This is a genomic window from Streptomyces sp. SAI-127, from assembly GCF_029894425.1.
Classification (GTDB): domain Bacteria; phylum Actinomycetota; class Actinomycetes; order Streptomycetales; family Streptomycetaceae; genus Streptomyces.
Window position 1 is genome coordinate 9,461,581 of the sequence record NZ_JARXYJ010000001.1, and the last position, 18,719, is coordinate 9,480,299.

An 18,719-nucleotide genomic window follows, 5' to 3' on the forward strand; every position below is an offset into this window, starting at 1 on the left:
CACCGGAGCCGGAGGACCTGATGACCACAGCGCGCGGACGCACGGGACGACCGCCCCTCACCGAGGAGCGCAGGGCCGAGATACGGCTGGAGATCGCCCGCGCCGCCGTGGAGCTGTTCGTCACCCAGGGCGTGGCGGCCACCACCGGTGAACAGATCGGACAGGCCGTCGGCGTCTCCGCGCGGACCGTGTGGCGTTACTTCCCCAGCAAGGAGAGCTGCGTGAGCCCGCTGTTCTCGGAGGGCATCGAGCTGATCGCGGCCCTGCTGCGGGAGTGGGGGCCGGACGAGCCCCTGGAGCGGCTCTTCGACCGGACCCTGGCGACCGAGATCGGCGTCATCGGCGGACTCGAACGGGCCACGGTCCGCGACCTGGTGCGCCTGACCCGCACCGAGCCGGGCCTGCGCGCCGTCTGGCTCCAGACGTACGACGAGGCGGAGCCGGCGTTCGCCCGCGGCCTGGCCGAGCGCGCCCGACTCCCCGCCGACGGACTCGAACCGACGATCCAGGCGGCGATGTTCAACGCGGCCCTGCGCGCGGCGGTCGAGCACCACGCGTGGCGCACCGCCGACACGGGCACCGACGGTGCGACGGCGGAGACCGAGCTGATGGAGACCCTGCGCGCGGCCCTCGCCGTCGCTGCGGGAGGGGTCGGATAGGGATGTGGAGTCGGACAGGGGGCGTTGGCGGGGGCTGTCAGACCTTCCGGTAGCTGTACGCCTCCGCGGCGGCCGCCTCCACCGCCGCGAGGTCCGCTCCGGTCGCCGCCGTGACGACCGCGGCCACCGCCCCCTCGACGAACGGAGCGTCCACCAGGCGGGTGCCGTCCGGGAGTTCGTCGCCCTCCGCCAGCAGCGCCTTGACCGTGAGCACCGCGCTGCCGAGGTCGACCAGAACGGCGATCCCGGCCCCCCGGTCCACGGCCGCGGCGGCGCCGGCGATCAGCTCCGCACTCGTACCGAGTCCGCCGCCCTCGGTGCCCCCGGCCGCCGCGACGGGCACCTCCGCGCCACCGCCCGCGAGCCCCTTCGCCAGCTCCGCGACGGACGCGGCGACCTCCGCGCTGTGCGACACCAGCACGATTCCGACCAGCTTCCCGTCACTCACCTGAGGCCTCCGCGAGCGCGGCGATCAGCAGGGCGGCCGAGGTCGCGCCCGGATCCTGGTGTCCGATGCTGCGCTCGCCGAGATAACTCGCCCTGCCCTTGCGGGCCTGCAACGGCGTGGTGGCCAGGGCTCCCTGCTCGGCGGCCGTCCGGGCCGCGGCGAAGCCCGTACCCAGCGCATCGACGGCCGGCACCAGCGTGTCGATCATGGTCTTGTCGCCCGGGGCGGCCCCGCCCAGCGTCATGACCGCCTCCACCCCCGCCCGCAGCGCCTCGGCGAGCTGCTCCTCACTGACCTCGCCGGCGTCGCCGAGTGCCTTGCCGGTCCGTCGCAGCAGGGTCCCGTACAGAGGCCCCGAAGCACCGCCGACCGTCGAGATGAGCTGCCGTCCGGCAAGGGTGAGGACCGCCCCCGGAGTGTCCGGAGCCTCCTTCTCCAGGGTCGCGGCCACCGCGGTGAACCCCCGCTGAAGGTTGCTGCCGTGGTCGGCGTCCCCAATGGGGGAGTCGAGGGCGGTGAGACGTTCCGCCTCGCGTTCGACGGAGGCGGCGGTCACCGTCATCCAACGGCGGAAGAAGTCGGCGTCGAGCACTGGATCTCCTTGCGTGGTCGGTACGTTGATCGCTTGCTCACACTCCCCAGCGCAGCCCCGGCGTCTTTACCGGCGCGTCCCACAGCCGCAGCAGCTCCTCGTCCACCTGGCACAGGGTGACCGAGGCGCCGGCCATGTCGAGCGAGGTGACGTAGTTGCCGACCAGGGTGCGGGCGACGGCGACCCCGCGGTCGGTGAGCACCCGCTGCACCTCGGCGTTGAAGCCGTACAGCTCCAGAAGCGGGGTGGCTCCCATGCCGTTGACCAGGACGAGGACGGGATTGCGCGGGCTCATGTCGTCCAGGATCGCGTGCACCGAGAAGTCGGCGATCTCCCGCGAGGTCATCATCGCCCGCCGCTCCCGGCCGGGCTCGCCGTGGATGCCGACCCCCAGCTCCAGCTCGCCGGCCGGCAGATCGAAGGTGGGGCTGCCCTTGGCGGGCGTGGTGCAGGCGCTCAGCGCGACGCCGAAACTCCGGGAGTTCTCGTTGACCTGCCGGGCGATCGCCTCCACCCGCTCCAGCGGCTGCCCCTCCGCCGCCGCGGCGCCCGCGATCTTCTCCACGAACAGCGTGGCGCCGGTGCCCCGCCGACCGGCCGTGTAGAGGCTGTCGGTCACCGCCACGTCATCGTTGACCAGGACCTTCGCCACCTGAATGCCCTCGTCCTCGGCGAGTTCGGCAGCCATGTCGAAGTTCAGCACGTCGCCCGTGTAGTTCTTCACGATGAACAGCACACCGGCCCCGCTGTCCACGGCGGCCGCCGCCCGTACCATCTGGTCCGGCACCGGGGACGTGAACACCTCGCCCGGGCAGGCCGCGGACAGCATGCCGGGTCCGACGAAACCGCCGTGCAGCGGCTCGTGCCCCGAGCCGCCACCGGAGATCAGGGCGACCTGCCCGGCTACGGGGGCGTCCCGCCGTACGATCACACGGTTCTCGACATCCACGGTCAACTCGGGATGGGCGGCCGCCATACCGCGCAGGGCGTCCGCGACCACGGTTTCCGGGACGTTGATCAGCATCTTCATGAGTTCCTCCGGGTCAGGATGGCAGATGGGCTCGTGGTCTGCGTTCTAACAGTTCAGAACCAGTGTGGCCAGTAGCCGACGGCGCCGTCGGCGGGTCAGTCCGCCAGTCCGTAGAAGTGCATCGGTGAGTTCGGCTCGAAGCCGATCCGCGGGTACACCGGAGCTCCGGCGACGGTCGCGTGCAGAGTGGCACGGGTCAGTCCGGTGGCCCGGGCACCCTCGTACAGCGCCTTGCGCGTCACCGCCTCGCCGTATCCTCGGCGCTGCGCGTCCGGATCGGTGGCGACGAGCAGCACGAACAGCCGGCCTTCCGCCTCGACCGTCGCGGCACAGGCGACCGGGACACCGTCGCGCAGGGCCAGGTAGGCGTAGACCTCCTTCTTCCACAGCGTCGAGCCGACGAGGCCGTCCCGGCCCTCCTCCAAGGCAAAGCCGTAGGCGCGCGAGTTGAGGTCCGCGTAGGCCCGCAGGTGTTCGTCGGTGGTCACCCGCTCGAACGTCAGGTCCGGATGCCGGGGTTCGGGGATCGGCAGCAGGTCGCCGGCCATCCCGGTGCCGGGGAAGGCGTGGGCCAGTCCGGCTCGCTGTGCCGCCTCCTCCCGTGCCGCGCGCGCGTCGTCCGCGAGCAGGTCCTCGAAGAGCCACAGGAAGCCGGGCTGCTTCTTGGACCGCATGATGTCCGCCGCCTGACCCATACGCCGTTCGAGGAGCGCCGCGTCCGCACCGGCCTCGGTCAGTGTCACCGCGTTCCAGAAGGCGAAGCGGCAGTCCGCCCAGCGGACGGTGACACCTGGGAGTTCCCGTACGTCCGCGTCCTTGTCGCGGTCGAGCACCATGGCCCGCCAGACCGTGGAAAGCTGAGCCACCGATTCGACCGCGGCCGCCCGTTCCGTCACCGCAAACCCCCTCGTCGTGTCGTGTGCGCGATGTTCCGCGCCGGATACAACGATTGTCATCGCCCGGAAGTTCAGCGGGACGGCATGCGCCGGGCCGAGCCGCACCTCACGTCGTGAGCAGTTCCCGGCCCAGCCAGTCGGTGGAGTCGCGGACGCCGGGCAGGGCGAAGAAGTAGCCGCCGCCGGTCGGGGAGATGTAGTCGACGAGGGGTTCGTCGATCAGACGGGTCTGGGTGGCCTCGAACTGGCGCTGTACGTCCTGCTGGTAGCAGCAGAACACCAGGCCCATGTCCAGGTTGCCGACGTTGTCGATCCCGCGGTCGTAGTTGTAACCCCGGCGCAGGATGCGGGAGTTGTCGGTCCCGCTGGTGCGCGGGTTGGCGAGGCGGATGTGGGCGTCGAGGGGTATCGCGGTGCCGTGCGGATCCTTGGCGTAGCGCGGGACGTCGGTCTCCTTGGCACCGTCGAGCGGGGCGCCGGTGTCCTTGCGGCGGCCGAACATCAGCTCCTGCTCGGACAGCGAGACCCGGTCCCAGAACTCGACGAGCATCCGGATGACACGGATGACCTGGTAGGAGCCGCCGGTCGCCCAGGCCGGCTCGCCCTGCCCGGCGCCGACCCACACGAGACGGTTCATCTCACGGGCCGAGGTCACCTCCGGGTTGGCGATGCCGTCCTTGAAGCCGAGGAGGTTGCGCTGGGCGCCGCTGGGGCGGGGGACGTTCTGGAAGCCGTCGACGCGCCACTTGATCTGCATCGCGCCTCGGGTGTGCTTGGCGATGTCGCGCAGTGCGTGCAGCACCGTGTCCTGGCGGGCGGCGCAGAGTTGCAGGGACAGGTCACCGTGGCAGGCGGCCGGGTCAAGGTTGTCGTTGGGGAAGGTCCGCATTGAAGTGAGGCGGCGCGGCCTCGCCTTCGCCAGGCCGTAGCGGTCGTCGAAGAGCGAGGCTCCGACACCCACGGTGACCGTGAGGGCGTCGGCGGGGACGTCCGGGCCGAGGATGCCGTTGTCGGAGGGCGGGGCGCCGACTCCGAGGTCGGCCGGGGCGCCGCCGGAGGTGAGGAAGCGGGCGCGTGTCGTCATCGTCCTCAGCAGGTCTGCCAGTTGTGCGCGGTCGTCGGTGATGACCTCGAAGGAGACGAAGGTGGCCGCGGCCGGTGCCGGGGTGAGGATGCCCGCCTGGTGGGCGCCGTGGAAGGGCACTTTCGCGGCGCCGGGGGCGTCCGCGGCCTGCGCCTCGGCCGTGCCGCCGCTCGCGCTCAGGGCGAAGGCGCCGCCGGCCAGTGCCGCGCCCGCGGCTGAGGCACCGAGGGCCGTCCTCACGAAGGAGCGGCGGCCGGCGCCCGCGGGACAGCCTGATGCTTCGGTGGACGGCATGGGGTGGTTCCCTTCGGGGCGATCGTGGTCGTGGGTCTTCACGCGGACTTCCTGATCTCCAGCAGGTCCGGCACCGGCGAGAGGTCCTCCAGGAGCTGCCCTGTGGCTCCGTTCAGCCGCGCCCGCGCGGTCGCGCCGAGACGGTCGACCGGGGTCCAACTCCCGCCGTGGTGCGCGGAGTCGAGCAACTTCTGCAGCCGGGCGAGGTCCGCGTCGACGGTGGGGAGCAGGTGCGGGGCACGGGTGGTCAGCAACGGCCGCAGGACGGTGAGGAGTTCGCGGGTGCCGGTGAGGTTGGCGTCGGCGGTGGCGAGTTCGGTGCCGCTGCCCTGGTCGGCGTCGCCGGTGAGTTCGAACTGGAGGGTGTTCTCCAGGATCTCGTGGGCGCGCAGGGGGAGGTCGCCGGGGTCGAAGTCCTGGGCGGGGAAGGCTTTGCGCAGTCCGGCGGCGTCGGCGGCGAGTTCCTTTGCGGGCGCGGTCAGTTCGCTCGCGCTCTGGCCGTGCCACAGTCCGTACTCGATCCGGTGGAAGCCCGTGAAGGCCTTGTCGTGCACTCCACCGGGAAGCCCGTCGGGCCTTCCGTCGATCTTCTGGTCGTAGTCCTGGAACGTCCCGTAGGCGGCACCGAGCGAGGCGTAAGTGCGCTGAGCGGTCAGCCAGTCGGTGCGGGCCGCACCGAGACGGCCGGCCGCGATGTCGTCGCTGAGCCGGCGGGTCCGGGCGACGAGGGTGGTCAGGCCCCGGTTGACGTACGCCTTGTACGACGTGAGTGGCCCGGCGAGGTCGTGGGCGGAGACGGGCACGACCGCGGTGGTCCCACCGCCACCGGTGACCCGCACCGCGCGGGAGGTGACCGCTTTGCCGCTGCTGGGCACACAGCGCCAGGCGTACGTGCCGCCCGCGACGGTCGCCACCAGGTCACGGGTGGTGCCGGGAGCGAGGCCCTCGACCTCGCCGTAGACCGCGCCGGTGCCCGGGTCGATCAGGTACACCTCGGAGGTCTTGTCACCGGTGTTGCGCATCTGGAAGGTCCGCCGCCCGGGTTTCGGCGCGGTGAAGCCCTTGCCGCAGTCCGTCGCCGACACGGCCACGGTCTGGGCACCGGCGGGCCGGGAACCACCGAGGGCGACGGCTGCGCCCGCCAGTACGGCGGGTGCGGCGACGACCGCGACGGGCACCACCCAGGCGGGGCGACCGCGAGCGGGCGCCGGACCGGCGGGCTTCGTCCTCCGTGCCTTCGGGGCGGGCTCCGCCGTCCGGGTCGGTGCGCCGCGCAGGAAGAGCGTCATCACGATCGCGAGATAGCCGGCGTACCCGGCCACCTGCAGCCAGGTCATGGTCGGCGTCAGGTTGAACGCGCCCTGCACGAGGGTGCTGTACCAGGCCCCCGCGTCCACGCCGGCGCCGAGATCGACGGCGTACGACGTCCCGCCGGGCAGCACCCTGCCCTCCTGGAGGTCGCGCAGCCCGTACCCGAGCACACCGGCCGCGATCACGATGAGGACGGCACCGGTGGCGGTGAAGAACTTCGTCAGGTTGATGTGCAGGACGCGGCGGTACAGCGCCCAGCACAGGCCCGCCGCGAGGACCAGGCCGATCCCGGCGCCGGTCAGCGGGCCCGCGGACTCGCCTGCCGCGCGGGCCGTGGTCCACAGGAACAGCGCGGTCTCCAGGCCCTCGCGGCCCACCGCCAGGAACGAGGTGACGATCAGCATGCCCGCCCCCATGCCCAGCGCTCCGGTGACCTTCTCCCGGATCTCACTGGAGAAGGTGCGCGCCGAGCGGCGCATCCAGAACACCATCGCGGTGACGAACCCGACGGCCACCACGCTCAGCGCACCGCCGAACGCCTCCTGGGCGGTCGCGGACAGGGACGCGGCGGTGAAGGTCAAGACCGCGCCGAAACTCAGCGCGAGGGAGATCGCGGCCAGGACGCCCGTCCACACCTGCGGCAGCCGGGACCGGGCACCGGACCGCACCAGCGTGGCGATGAGAACGGAGACGATGAGCCCGGCCTCGAGACCCTCCCTCAGCCCGATGAGAAAGCTCGGAAACGCGTCGTCCCACATGGCTGCGGCGACCCTTCCTGACAGTTGTCCTCGGCCGCCGACGTCGTTTGGTTAGCGAAGGCACGCCTTACCTACGCCGACCATCATGCGTGCGGGTATGCCGCTGTCCGGTCATGGATCAGCAGTTATCCGGTCATGTCAGCGCAATGGGGCAGCAAAGATCGCCGTCATCGGGATGTGCGGCGCGCGGCTCGGACTGAGCAGAGGGCGCCGACAGCGCGCGTTCACCACCCCGAGCCGACCGACGGCCGCCTTCTGGGCCGGCATTCCGGCGGGCGCCGTTCTCCTCGCCCTGCCCTGGATGGCACCACCACCGGAGGCCGGCTGGGCGACGCCGCCCGATGACCATCACGATCACCGGCGCGGGTGCCGCCACGCTGACCTGGCAGGCCAGGGCAGGCCAGGGCAGGCCAGGGCAGGGCAGGCCAGGGCAGGCCAGGCCAGGGCAGGGCAGGGCAGAGCGATCGATCAGCCGACGGCAGCCGTCGGCAGCGGACTGCTGGTCTGTGCCGCCGTTCCGTGCCGCCTGGCGCGCGGCAGAGCCGTCGGCCGTCGCGCCCCGGCCTCGGCGACCATGCCGTGGTGGCGGCCGAACTCCGCGGGGCGGCAAGCGGCGCGCCGCCGAACTCGAGGACGCGCGCCGCCGGTCGACCCCGTGGTGACCGGGCGGGGAGTCAGGCCCGCAGGGGATTGGCGCGGGCCGCGGCCAGGAGGTACCAGGCGGTGGCGCCGGCGTGCCGGTAGGGGTAGTAGCCGAACCCGAAACCGGTGTCGAGCGGGCTGCTCGCCGAGACGACCCCGGAGCGGGCGGGAAGGGCCGTGCCACCGACGGTCTGGGCGGCGCCGAGGAGGTCCTGAGCACGATCGATCGAGCCGAGCAGGCGGCGGGCGCGCTTCTCGTCGCCGGAGTGTCCCCGGTGGCGCAGGGCGAGGGCGAGGTGGGCGGTGCCCTCGAACCAGACGCCGTTGCGGTCCGGCCTGGGCTGGCCGTCCGCGATCGGGACACCTTCGTTCGCCAGCAGGCTCGCCGAGCTGAAGGTGACGCCTTCGTAGGACTGACCGGAGGGAACCGTGCTGTTGGGGCGGTCGGCCGTGTCCAGCACGGCCAGCTCGGTGGCGGCCCAGTCCAGGGAGCGGGCGTGGGCCGGGGAGGCGAGGGCGAGGTGGGTCCAGGTCTGGGTGTCCTCCGGGATCGGGGACTTGTTGATCGTCACGCCGTCGTTGGTGCCCGTGTAGAAGAAGCCTCCCGACGGCTCCCACATCTTCTCGACGAAGGCTCGGGCCCGCGCACGGCGCTCCCGCCAGACCTTGTCCCCGGTCAGCCGGGCGAGCCGTCCGAACAGGCCGATCAGGTCGGTGTTGTGCTCGGTCGAGGTGAACGGCAGTTTCTCGTCGGCCCCGTTGACCCCGAACTTGTAGCCGCCCAGCGGCTCGTCGGTCCGCCCCACCCGCTCGATCCACTCGCCGATCCGCACCGCGCCGGTGAGGAAGCGCCGCTCACCGGTGCGCCCGGCGAGCGCGCCGAGCGCGATACCCGCCCACGCCATGTCGCCCACGGCGGTCCCGGTGAAGCCGAACTGTGTACCGACGTTGGCCGTGCCGTCCGCCTTGACGAACCCGTCCGGCTGCGGGGAGCCGTCGTAGAAGGTGTACGGCCCGACGTTGTAGGCCTGCCGCAGTCGGCCGTCGTCGTACACGGGGTCGTGGGCCTGGGCGTACAGCAGCGCGTCACCGAGGGCCACGGCCCGCGACTCGCCCGCGGGGCACGCGAGATGGGCCAGGATCGCGAGGGCGTTGTCGTACGTGAACGCCGTGCTGAACAGTCCCGCCTGGTCCGTGTAGCTCTGGGTGAGCCGGATCGTGCCGTGGTCCGGGTAGGCGTCCATGGCGGCGGCGAGGAAGGCCTGCGCGCGGTGTGGCGCGGAGGTCGCGGAGGTGTGCTGCGCGGCGCGGGCCGTGCCGGTGCCGGTCGCGGTGAGGACCGCGACACCGAGACCTGTCCCGATGAGCGTACGGCGGCTGAGGGGTGGGCGGGGTCGGCCGGTCATGGGTCTCCTCGGGAGGTGCGAGCACAGCGTGAGAGCGCTCTCAAAGTGGCGGGATCATTCTGCTGTCGCCTCAGGGGCGGGTCAACGCTTGTGCTCCGAACAGCAGTTGGCGCCCGGAAGAAGCGGCGACCGCGCGAGGGGGCTCAGGCGTCGGCGAGGTCCGCCTCGGTCATTCGGCCGAGCGGGCGCCGTGCCATCGGCGGCGGTTCCCGGCCGAACGGCCGATGCCGGGCGAGGGGACGCGATCAAGAATCGATCAGCAGGCGGCGCCATCCGACCCTGTGAGCGCGCCGGACTGCTGAACGGGGACGTCCCCATGACAGCTGCCGTCGCGCTTCCCCCAGCCCTTGTGCTGACCTCGGCGCGCCTTCACGCCGGGCCCAGAGGGACCAGCCTGCCGTGGGAGATGAGGGAAGCGGCCTGCTTGAGGCGGCGGACGCGGATGCTGACGCTGTAGGCGTCGATGCCGGGGACGGCCGCAACGCGGGTCGTGAGGTAGCGGTAGAAGTCCTCCGCGTCACGGCAGGTGGCGACGACCATGATGTTGTGGTCGCCGCTCATGGCGCCGACGAAGGCCACCTCGTCGTGTCCGGCCAACTCCTCGCCGACACGGTGCAGGTGAGCCGGGGCGACCCGCAGCCAGAGCGTGGCGTTGAGGTGGTGACCCAAGCGCTCGGCGAGCAGGTCGACGTCGTAGGAGAGGGCACCCGAGGACTCCAGGGCGTCGAGCCGGCGGGCGACGCGAGCTTTCGACCAGCCGGTGAGTTCGGCGAGCCGGGTGTGGGTGGTACGGCCGTCCTCGGCGAGGGCTTCGAGGAGCGGGGCGTCCTCCGCGGTGGGCGGGTGGTGGGCGCCGCTGGGCGCGGGCGGCCGGTCCGCGGTGAGCAGGCTCACCTGGTCGGGGGTGAGGTGGCCGCCGTAGCCGCCCCACTCGGAGAGGCCGACCGTGCCGAAGGTGTGGATCAGCAGGTCGATGCTGACGTCCAGCACGGAGGCCGTCTTGGGCAACTGCCGCAGCAGGACGTCGTCGCGAGGGGCGTCGGACGCTGAGCGGATCATGCAGATGATCTCGGAGCCACCGGAGGCGAGACCGACGTAGGCGATGTCGGGCCGGCGGGTGAGGGCGTCCGCGAGCGGGGCGACACGGTCGGGACGGCAGCGGATGCGGGTGATCCAGCGGGCCTGGCCGTGCGCCTCCGGGTTGATCAGGCCGACCACCCGCATCACCCCGTCGCGCCGCAGGGCCTGGTAGCGGCGGGCGGCGGTCTGCTCCGACACTCCGGCGACCTCGCCGATGAGCCGGAAGGAGGCACGGGGGGAGTAGTGCAGGGCACGGAGGATTTTTCTGTCGATCTCATCGGGCATGAGGGAAGTCTGTCATCGAGATGGGTCTGCGTGGATGTTTATGTCCACTTGTGGCTGTGGCGTTGGGGATCCGGCTCGCTGTCACCGATGCTGGCGCCAGAGAACCACTGAACGACCGCGGCGCGCGTCGCCGTAGAGGAGAGTCCCCCGTGAATGTCACGACTCCGGCAACCGGGTCGGCGGACCGGCGGGCGGCCACGCTCGTCATGGCCTGCCTCGGCGCCTTCGTCGCCTATCTGCCGGTCACCACGGTCGCCGTGAGCCTGCCCGCGATCCAGTCGGCGCTCGGCGCGACGACCGCCCAACTGTCATGGGTCCAGGACGCGTTCGTCCTGCCCATGGCCGCGTTCATCCTGACCGCAGGTGTCGTCGGCGACGTCCACGGGCGCAAGAAGGTGTTCCAGGCAGGGCTGCTGTTCTCCGCGGCCGGTGCCGTCGTCGCGCTCACCGCACAGTCGGTGCGGGTGCTGTGGATCGGGCAGGCCCTCGCCGGACTCGGCGCGGCCACGCTGCTGCCCATCACGCTGGCGCTGATCAGTCACGCGGTGCCCGACCCTCGGGAGCGCGGAAAGTTCATCGGCCTGTGGGCCACCTCGCTCATGGCGGCGCTGGCCGTCGGACCGATCGTCGCCGGAGTGATCCTCGACCACTTCGCCTGGCGCTGGATCTACCTGCTGGCGATCCCCGTCTCGTTGCTCGCGACCGTCTTCGCGGCACGGCTGCTGACCGACTCGCGCGCGCCCTACGAGCGGCGGCTGGACTGGCCCGGCCAGATCACCGCCACGCTGGCGGTCACCGCCCTGGTCTACGGCGTCATCGAGGGCGGCGCCGACTCCTTCACCGCCCCGAAGGTGCTGACGGCCCTCGCGGTGGCCGTCGTGGCCGGTGTCGCCTTCGTGCTCGCCGAGCGGCGCAGCGACAGCCCGATGCTCGACCTCGCGCTGTTCCGCAGCCCGGCCTTCACCGCGACCACGCTCGTCGCGATGATCGCCTTTCTCGCACTGATCGGCTTCTTCTTCCTGCTCAGCCTCTACTTCGGGATGGTGCAGCATCTCGACACCCTGCAGGCGGGCTGGCGGATGCTGGTGGTGACCGCCTGCTCCATCCTGGTCGGCGGGCCCGTCGGACGCCTCATGCACCGGGTCTCCGCGCGCGTGCTGATCACGGTCGGTCTGCTGGTCGTCTCCGCCTCGCTGTTCTCGCTGACCGGTGTCGGCGCGGACACCTCCTTCGTCTCGCTGGCCTGGCGGCTGGCGCCGCTGGGGCTGGGAATGGGGGCCGTCATGACGCCGATGACCGCGACGGCCGTGGCCTCCGTGCCGCATCACCTGGCCGGTATGGCCGCGGCGGGCAACAACGCCTTCCGCCAGCTCGGCGGTGCGCTCGGCCCGGCCGTCCTGGGGGCGCTGCTGACCACGCGGGCACTGGACAGCTTCCCGGCTCACCTCGCCGACGCCGGGGTGACCGGGACGGCGGGCGAGCGGATCGAGACCGCGGCTGACCAAGGAGGCCTGGGCGCGGTCGCCGGGCTCGACCTCGGTGCGGACACGGGGCACGTCATGGGGGCCCTGGGGGAGGCCTTCCTGGACGGGCTGCGGCTGTGCCTGACGGTCGCGGGGTCGCTCACACTGCTGGCCGCGGTGGTGGCCGTCGTGCTGCTGCGCCGGCCCCGGACTGCGGGGGCGGGCCACACGCAGATCGCCGCGTCGGGTGGGGCGGGGGGTGCGGCGTCCGTCGAGGTGGTTGAGGTGTGACGGGCCGGGGTGGGTGGTGGGGGCCGGTCCAGCGGTGTGCGTTGGCGGGGCGTTGCTGCAGCGGGTTGCGGTGTTGTCTGGGCGTCGGCCTGGACTGGGTGGTGGGGCCGGTGCCCCCGTACCCCCTGTCCCCGCCCCCGCCCGCCCCGCCCTCCGCCACCACCGTTGACCTCCCCGCCCCCTGGGTACCCGTGCGCCATGAGCTCCCCCTTCTCGCCCCATGCGCTGCACGACTACGCGCTGTTGGCCGACGGAGAGCGTGGGGCGCTCATCGGGCCCGACGGCGCCATCGGGTGGCTGTGTGCGCCCGCCTGGCACGACGAGGCTGTCTTCAGCGACCTGGTCGGGGGACGGGGCGCGTACGCCATCACTCCCACCGGCCGGTACGTCTTCGGTGGCTACTACGAAGAGGGCACGCTCATCTGGCGCAGCCGCTGGGTCACCGACGGCGGAATCGTCGAGTGCCGTGAGGCGCTGGCCTTCCCCGGCGACCCGGACCGGTTCGTCCTGCTGCGGCAGCTGCGCGCGGTCGACGGGCCGGCCCGCCTCTCCGTGCTCCTCGACCCGCACAGCGGGTACGGCACAGCTCCGGTCGAGTCCGTCCGCCGCAGCGACGAGGGAGTATGGGAACTACGCACGGGCAGGCACCGGTTGCGCTGGCAGGGCGCCCCACAGGCCGTCGCCGGGGAGCGCGGTCTCACCGCCGACATCGAGCTGAAGCCAGGCGATCGGCATGAACTGGTCCTGGAGTGCGCCGTAGCCCCACTGCCCGCCGGCCTTCCGCAGCCTGAGCAGGCCTGGGCGGCGACCGAAGCGGCCTGGCACGAGACGGTCCCCGCGCTCGACGACACCGTCGCACCCGGAGACGCGCGGCGGGCGTGCGCCGTCCTGCGCGGCCTCACCACCCGTGGCGGGGGCATGGTCGCGGCGGCGACGACCAGCCTGCCCGAGCGCGCCGAGGAGGGCCGCAACTACGACTACCGGTACGTGTGGATCCGCGACCAGAGCTACGCCGGACAGGCCGCTGCCGCCGTAGGAGCCCACGACCTCCTCGACGCCGCCGTCTGTTTCGTCACCGCACGCCTGCACGCGGACGGCCCTAGCCTGGTGCCCGCCTACACCGTGCACGGCGACCCGGTCCCCGCCCAGCGCGAACTCGACCTGCCCGGATACCCCGGCGGCTTCGACCGCGTCGGCAACCAGGTCGGCGAGCAGTTCCAGCTCGACTGCTTCGGCGAGGCCCTGCTGCTGCTCGCGGCCGCCGAACGCCACGGGCGTCTCGACGAGGGGCACTGGAAGGCCGTCGAGACCGCCGTGCGGGCCGTCGCCGACCGCTGGCGCCAACCGGACGCCGGTATCTGGGAGTTGAGCGACCGGCTCTGGACCCACAGCAGGCTCATCTGCGTCGCCGGTCTACGGGCCGTGGCCGCCGCGGCGCCCCGCCGTCCACTCGCCGACACCTGCACCGCCCTGGCCGACACCCTCCTCGACGCCGCCGGGCGAACCTGCCTCCACCCCGACGGCCACTGGCAGCGCACCCCCGACGACCCATCGGTGGACGCCGCCCTGCTGCTGCCCGGAGTGCGCGGCGCCCTGCCCGCCGCCGACCCGCGCACCCGGGCCACCCTCGCCGCGTGCCGCCGCGAACTGGCCGACGAGCACTTCCTCTACCGCTTCCGCCACGACGAGCGCCCTCTGGAAGAGGCCGAGGGTGCCTTCCTGCTGTGCGGGTTCGTCATGGCGCTCGCCGAACACCAGCAGGGCCGGACCGTCGAGGCGTACCGCTGGTTCGAACGCAACCGCGGTGCCTGCGGCGCGTCCGGCCTGTACGCCGAGGAGTTCGACATCGCCCAGCGCCAGCTGCGCGGCAACCTCCCGCAGGCCTTCGTCCACGCACTGCTGCTGGAGACGGCCGCCCGGCTCGGTGAGTGAGCCGCGCGCCCGCCTCCAGCTGTTCCAGACGTGTCCTGGACGGTTGGGGCGACGATACGGCTGTGGAGGTCAGCCGCCCCCCGGCCCGCCACTGCCGAACGAGCCGCTGCTGCCCTCGTTCCAACGAGGCCGCTCTCCTGCCGGGCCCGTCCGGGTCGGACTGTTGCCGTGGCCCGGAAGCTCGTGCGGGGTCAACCGGGTGTCGCTCCTGGGCACCTCGTCGGGCTCCCGGTTCTCCCTGACCTCACGGACCGGTCCGCCCTCCGGCAGCCTCGGCTGTTCCTCGGGGGTGGGCGGCGGCGACTCGCGGCGCTTGACGCGGATACCCAGCCAGAAGGCGCCGATCAGCACGGCCACGACCACGACACCCGCCGCGATCACTCCCGCCGCAAGGGCGCCCCGGCCCGCGGCCATGTCCATCCATTCGGTGTTCAGGGCTTGGTTCATGCCACGCGAGTACCCCTGGCACCCCGGGTGAACCGACTCGTCCTCCGGACGGAGGAAACCCCGGGAACACCGGGTTTGGCTGCTCGGAGCGAGGCTACCCGCCTGGTGTGACGACTTCGACTTCCCAGCAGGAGCTCTTCCGGTTCCTGGAGGACCGCTTCGCGTGCGCCCAGGCGTGCACCGAGTGCGCGCGGGCCTGTGCGCTGCGTGCGAGCCTGGTCGATCCGGACGGGACCGAGGAGCAGGAACTACTGCGACGCAAGGGCATCATGTGCGCCGAGGTGTGCGACGCCACCTGCCGTGTGCTGTCCGAGGACAACCATCTCGACGAGGCCGGCATCCGTGTCCAGCTGGAATGGTGCCGGTCGGTCTGCCTGGAGTGCGCGCAGGTCCTTGACCGGCATGCCGGCGCCGAGGACGCCGCCAAGGCGTGCCGCGAGTGCGCCCAGGCGTGCACGGACTTCATGGCGACCCTCGTCTGAAAGAGCCTATGGAGCCCTCCTGGCCGTTCCCAATTTCTGGAACACGTTCTACGGTGTGCGCCGTCAGGACCGGTTCAGGGGAGCCCTGGAGGCGCCGTGCATCTCGACCACACACCCGAGCAGCAGCGGCTGCGCACCGAACTGCGCACCTACTTCGCCGAGCTCGTCCCGGACAACGCGCACGCCCGCTTCACCGACCGCGACGCCCAGAAGCGCTTCTACCGTGACACCATCCGGCGCCTCGGAACGGACGGCTGGCTCGGCGTCGGCTGGCCCAAGGAGTACGGCGGCCGCGGCCTGACCGCCATGGAACAGTTCATCTTCTTCGACGAGGCCGCCCAGGCCGGCGTACCGCTGCCGCTGATGGCCCTCAACACCGTCGGACCGACGATCATGCGGTACGGCACCGAGGAGCAGAAGTCCTGGTTCCTGCCGCGCATCCTCTCCGGGGAGATCGACTTCGCGATCGGCTACAGCGAGCCCGGCGCGGGTACCGACCTGGCCTCCCTGAAGACGCGCGCGGTGCGGGACGGCGACGAGTACGTCGTCAACGGGCACAAGATCTGGACCACCAACGGCGACACCGCCGACTGGGTCTGGCTCGCCGTGCGCACCGATCCGGACGCCCCGCCGCACAAGGGCATCACCATGCTCCTGATGCCGACCACCGACCCCGGCTACTCCTGCACCGTCATCAACACCCTCGCCTCGCACGACACCACGGCCAGCTACTACGAGAACGTCCGCGTCCCCGTCTCGCACCGGGTCGGCGAGGAGAACCAGGGCTGGCGGCTGATCACCAACCAGCTCAACCACGAGCGGGTCACCCTCGCCGCCCACGGCACCATGGCGATCCGCGCCCTGCAGAACGTGCAGCGCTGGGCCATGGAGACCAAGCTCGCCGACGGCCGCCGCGTGATCGACCTGCCGTGGGTGCGCCGCCGCCTCGCCCAGACCCACACCCGCCTCGACGCGCTCAAGCTCCTGAACTGGCGGATGGTGGGCGCCGTGGAGGACGGCACCCTCACCCCGCAGGACGCCTCCGCGGTCAAGGTCTACGGCTCCGAGGCCCGCCGGGACGCCTACGCGTGGCTCATGGAGATCGTCGCGGCGGCCGGCGCACTGAAGGAGGGCTCTGCGGGTGATGTCCTCCACGGCGAGCTGGAACGTGGCTACCGCTCGGCGGTGATCTTCACCTTCGGCGGGGGCAACAACGAGATCCAGCGGGAGATCATCTCGTGGATCGGTCTGGGTATGCCGCGGGTACGGCGATAGCTTGCTGTGACGAGGATTTTGTGGACCTGGCTCCGCCGGGAGACGCTGCCGCGACGGAAGCCCTTGGCGAACACAGCGCTGCCCCCCAGCACGCGGAAACCCCAACAGCCGCGGACCTGGCACTCACTGACTGGGAACCCTTCGACCCGCTCGTCCACCACGCGCACGTACAGCGACGCCTCCCCACTCACAGCCGCCGGCCACATCCTGGCGGTGGAGCGCAGAAGGCGGCCCGGCGATGAGAAGGCAGCACGCCGTAGAAATCATTCTCACGAGGCCGGTTACCCGAGCGGAGCCGCAAAGAGCCTGTCGGAGGGTGCCGCTCGCGACGAACGCGGCCTGGACCCGCCTGATGGCTGTGCGCACGGCCAAGTCACCGGGACGCGCGTTGCGGTCACTCCGCTGCGAACTCGATCGGCTCCTGCCCATCGACGTCTTGACGTCCCGCTACCCCGACGCATCGGGCCATGTCCTGCTCAACGTCGCGTTCACCCGCGCCATGCGCTCCGTGATCGGCCAGGCCGCGACAGCTCAAGGGCGGAAGCCCGCAGACTTCGTAGCCCGAACCGCCGTGGAAGCAGTTGGACGGGACCAGAGAGCTCGCACCTGGCTCCTGACCACCCAGCTCGAGGGCCTCCTCGCCCATCACACCCCTGAAGCCGTACTCGCCTGCGCGGCACGTGCCTTGCTCGACCACCAGCGCCCAACTTCGAACTCCTCAAGCGACGTGGACGACAGGCCGCGAAGCGCCGCACGTACGACCCCTTGACCCTTCTGCACCGCGGAGCTCCTGTTGCACACGCCGACCGACGAACAGGCCCACGCCGTCGACGCCTTCCGGGAGGGCCACCACTTGGTGCTGCAGGCGGGCGCCGGCACTGGCAAGACCAGCACGCTGGGGCTGCTGGCCGCGAGTACTCGACGCCGAGGCCGCTATCTCGCTTTCAACAAGGACATTGCCGACGACGCCGCCGCCCGGTTCCCGCGCTCCATGCAGTGCAGGACAGCGCACGCTACTGCCTTCGCAGCCGTCGGCCACCAGTTCGCCCGTCGGCTCAGCAGCCCGCGCCAGCCGGCCTGGCGGATCGGGCACGCCCTCGGCGTCGGATCCCCCGTCCGCATCGGTGACCACGAGATCAGCCACCGGACCCTGTCCCACACTGTGCTGCGTACGGTCACCCGCTTCTGCCAGTCCGCCGACAAAGTCCCGGCTCCCCACCACGTGCCGGCGCTCCGCAGGCTGGTTACTCCGAACGAGCGTGCCCAACTCGTGGAAGCCGTCATGCCGTTCGTCGGAAAGGCATGGAAGGATCTGCAGAATCCCGATGACGGCGTGGTCCGCTTCGAACACGACCACTACCTGAAGATGTGGGCCCTGACCGAGCCGAAGATCCAGGCCGACTTCCTCCTCCTCGACGAGGCCCAGGACACCAATCCCGTCTTGGAGCAGGTCTTCGCCGCCCAGCGCGGTCACGCCCAGCTGGTCATGGTCGGCGACTCCGCCCAGGCCATCTACGGGTGGCGCGGGGCCCGGGACGTGATGACAGGCTTCGACGCCACCCACCTCACATTGACCCGCTCCTTCCGCTTCGGCCCGCTCCTCGCCGAACAAGCCAACCGGTGGCTCGCGCTCACCGACGCGCCGATCCGGCTGACCGGTTCCGACACCATTCCCACGAAGGTCGGCCAGGTCACGCGTCCGAACGCGGTGCTGTGGCGCACCAACATCGGCGCCATGACCGAAGTCATAGGGCAGTTGGAAACCGGCCGCCGGGTAGCTCTGGCCCGGGGCGGGCAGACACTTCTCGCGCTGGCGCGCGCCGCCCGGGATCTCAAGGAGGGCCGACGAACATCCCATCCCGAACTGGTGCTCTTCGCCTCATGGGGTGAATTGCAGGAGTACGCGGAATACGATCCCGCCGGCCGAGATCTCCAGCCGTTCGTGGAGCTCGTCGACACCCACGGGCCCGAAGCCATCATCGCGGCCGTCAACGCGCTGACCGGCGAAGACAAAGCCGAGGTGACGGTTTCCACCGCTCACAAGGCAAAAGGCCGAGAATGGCTCGAGGTCAGAATTGCCGACGACTTTCTGCCGCCGCCGGACAGCGATCAACTGGACGACAGGGGCCACCCGATCCCGGAACCTGTCAGCGAAACGGACGCCCGTCTCGCCTACGTCGCCGTCACTCGCGCCCGGCATCAACTGGACCTCGGAGGGCTCGCATGGATCGAGAACCAACCAGCCTTTCGATGACGCCTGACAAACCGACGCACAAGGCGGACCCGTAACTGGGCCAATCGCTGTGATTTTTGGCTCTGGCAGAGCCACCTTGAGAAGGCGTGA

Annotated in this window: 15 protein-coding genes; 6 read left to right on the forward strand and 9 right to left on the reverse strand. The window is 71.4% G+C overall.

Annotation, left to right across the window (positions count from 1 at the left end; all coding sequences use genetic code 11):
• The first annotated feature begins 20 nt into the window (after positions 1-20).
• Complete coding sequence (locus M2157_RS43320; RefSeq protein ID WP_280867924.1) at positions 21-659, forward strand: TetR/AcrR family transcriptional regulator; 639 nt, start codon at positions 21-23, stop codon at positions 657-659.
• Positions 660-696: 37 nt separating this feature from the next.
• Here the strand turns inward: M2157_RS43320 and M2157_RS43325 are convergent, their stop codons facing one another.
• The 8 genes from M2157_RS43325 to M2157_RS43360 form a co-directional block, all read right to left on the reverse strand.
• Positions 697-1,107 (reverse strand): PTS fructose transporter subunit IIA, encoded by a 411-nt coding sequence (locus tag M2157_RS43325; RefSeq protein WP_280867925.1) that lies wholly within the window; start codon positions 1,105-1,107, stop codon positions 697-699.
• Positions 1,100-1,699 (reverse strand): dihydroxyacetone kinase subunit DhaL, encoded by a 600-nt coding sequence (dhaL, locus tag M2157_RS43330; RefSeq protein ID WP_280855670.1) that lies wholly within the window; start codon positions 1,697-1,699, stop codon positions 1,100-1,102. Before dhaL ends, M2157_RS43325 begins: the two co-directional genes overlap by 8 nt.
• Before the next feature lie 37 nt (positions 1,700-1,736).
• Positions 1,737-2,729, reverse strand: a complete 993-nt coding sequence (gene dhaK, locus M2157_RS43335; protein ID WP_280855669.1) for a dihydroxyacetone kinase subunit DhaK — start codon at positions 2,727-2,729, stop codon at positions 1,737-1,739.
• A 95-nt stretch (positions 2,730-2,824) separates the two neighbouring features.
• Entirely contained in the window at positions 2,825-3,625 is an 801-nt protein-coding gene (locus M2157_RS43340; RefSeq protein ID WP_280855668.1) for a GNAT family N-acetyltransferase, read from the reverse strand.
• 106 nt (positions 3,626-3,731) lie between these two features.
• Positions 3,732-5,003, reverse strand: a complete 1,272-nt coding sequence (gene efeB, locus M2157_RS43345) for an iron uptake transporter deferrochelatase/peroxidase subunit (RefSeq protein WP_280855667.1) — start codon at positions 5,001-5,003, stop codon at positions 3,732-3,734.
• A 38-nt stretch (positions 5,004-5,041) separates the two neighbouring features.
• Positions 5,042-7,072 carry an iron uptake transporter permease EfeU gene (efeU, locus tag M2157_RS43350; RefSeq protein ID WP_280867926.1) on the reverse strand — a complete coding sequence of 677 codons (2,031 nt, stop codon included), beginning with the start codon at positions 7,070-7,072 and terminating at the stop codon, positions 5,042-5,044.
• Between the two features lie 674 nt (positions 7,073-7,746).
• Positions 7,747-9,120: a Tat pathway signal sequence domain protein gene (locus tag M2157_RS43355; protein WP_280867927.1), complete on the reverse strand. Its 1,374-nt coding sequence runs from the start codon at positions 9,118-9,120 to the stop codon at positions 7,747-7,749.
• A gap of 369 nt (positions 9,121-9,489) precedes the next feature.
• The gene (locus M2157_RS43360) at positions 9,490-10,485 is read right to left on the reverse strand and encodes an Lrp/AsnC family transcriptional regulator (RefSeq protein WP_280855664.1); all 996 of its coding nucleotides are present in this window, start codon (positions 10,483-10,485) and stop codon (positions 9,490-9,492) included.
• Between the two features lie 206 nt (positions 10,486-10,691).
• On the opposite strand from M2157_RS43360, the gene M2157_RS43365 reads away from it, so the two are divergent.
• Together M2157_RS43365 and M2157_RS43370 are read left to right on the forward strand one after the other, a co-directional pair.
• A complete protein-coding gene (locus M2157_RS43365; protein ID WP_280868352.1) occupies positions 10,692-12,239 on the forward strand; it encodes a DHA2 family efflux MFS transporter permease subunit in 1,548 nt (515 codons plus the stop codon).
• 198 nt (positions 12,240-12,437) lie between these two features.
• Positions 12,438-14,171 carry a glycoside hydrolase family 15 protein gene (locus M2157_RS43370; protein ID WP_280867928.1) on the forward strand — a complete coding sequence of 578 codons (1,734 nt, stop codon included), beginning with the start codon at positions 12,438-12,440 and terminating at the stop codon, positions 14,169-14,171.
• 69 nt (positions 14,172-14,240) lie between these two features.
• Here M2157_RS43370 and M2157_RS43375 read toward each other — a convergent pair whose 3' ends face one another.
• Positions 14,241-14,618 carry a DUF6479 family protein gene (locus tag M2157_RS43375; protein ID WP_062050250.1) on the reverse strand — a complete coding sequence of 126 codons (378 nt, stop codon included), beginning with the start codon at positions 14,616-14,618 and terminating at the stop codon, positions 14,241-14,243.
• A 107-nt stretch (positions 14,619-14,725) separates the two neighbouring features.
• Between M2157_RS43375 and M2157_RS43380 the strand changes: the two genes are divergently transcribed.
• The 3 genes from M2157_RS43380 (at position 14,726) to M2157_RS43390 (ending at position 18,629) form a co-directional block, all read left to right on the forward strand.
• Positions 14,726-15,100, forward strand: a complete 375-nt coding sequence (locus M2157_RS43380; RefSeq protein WP_059208767.1) for a ferredoxin — start codon at positions 14,726-14,728, stop codon at positions 15,098-15,100.
• Between the two features lie 96 nt (positions 15,101-15,196).
• Positions 15,197-16,375: an acyl-CoA dehydrogenase family protein gene (locus M2157_RS43385; RefSeq protein ID WP_280855662.1), complete on the forward strand. Its 1,179-nt coding sequence runs from the start codon at positions 15,197-15,199 to the stop codon at positions 16,373-16,375.
• A gap of 793 nt (positions 16,376-17,168) precedes the next feature.
• Positions 17,169-18,629, forward strand: coding sequence for a UvrD-helicase domain-containing protein (locus M2157_RS43390; RefSeq protein ID WP_280867929.1), 1,461 nt, complete (start codon positions 17,169-17,171; stop codon positions 18,627-18,629).
• Positions 18,630-18,719 lie beyond the last annotated feature (90 nt).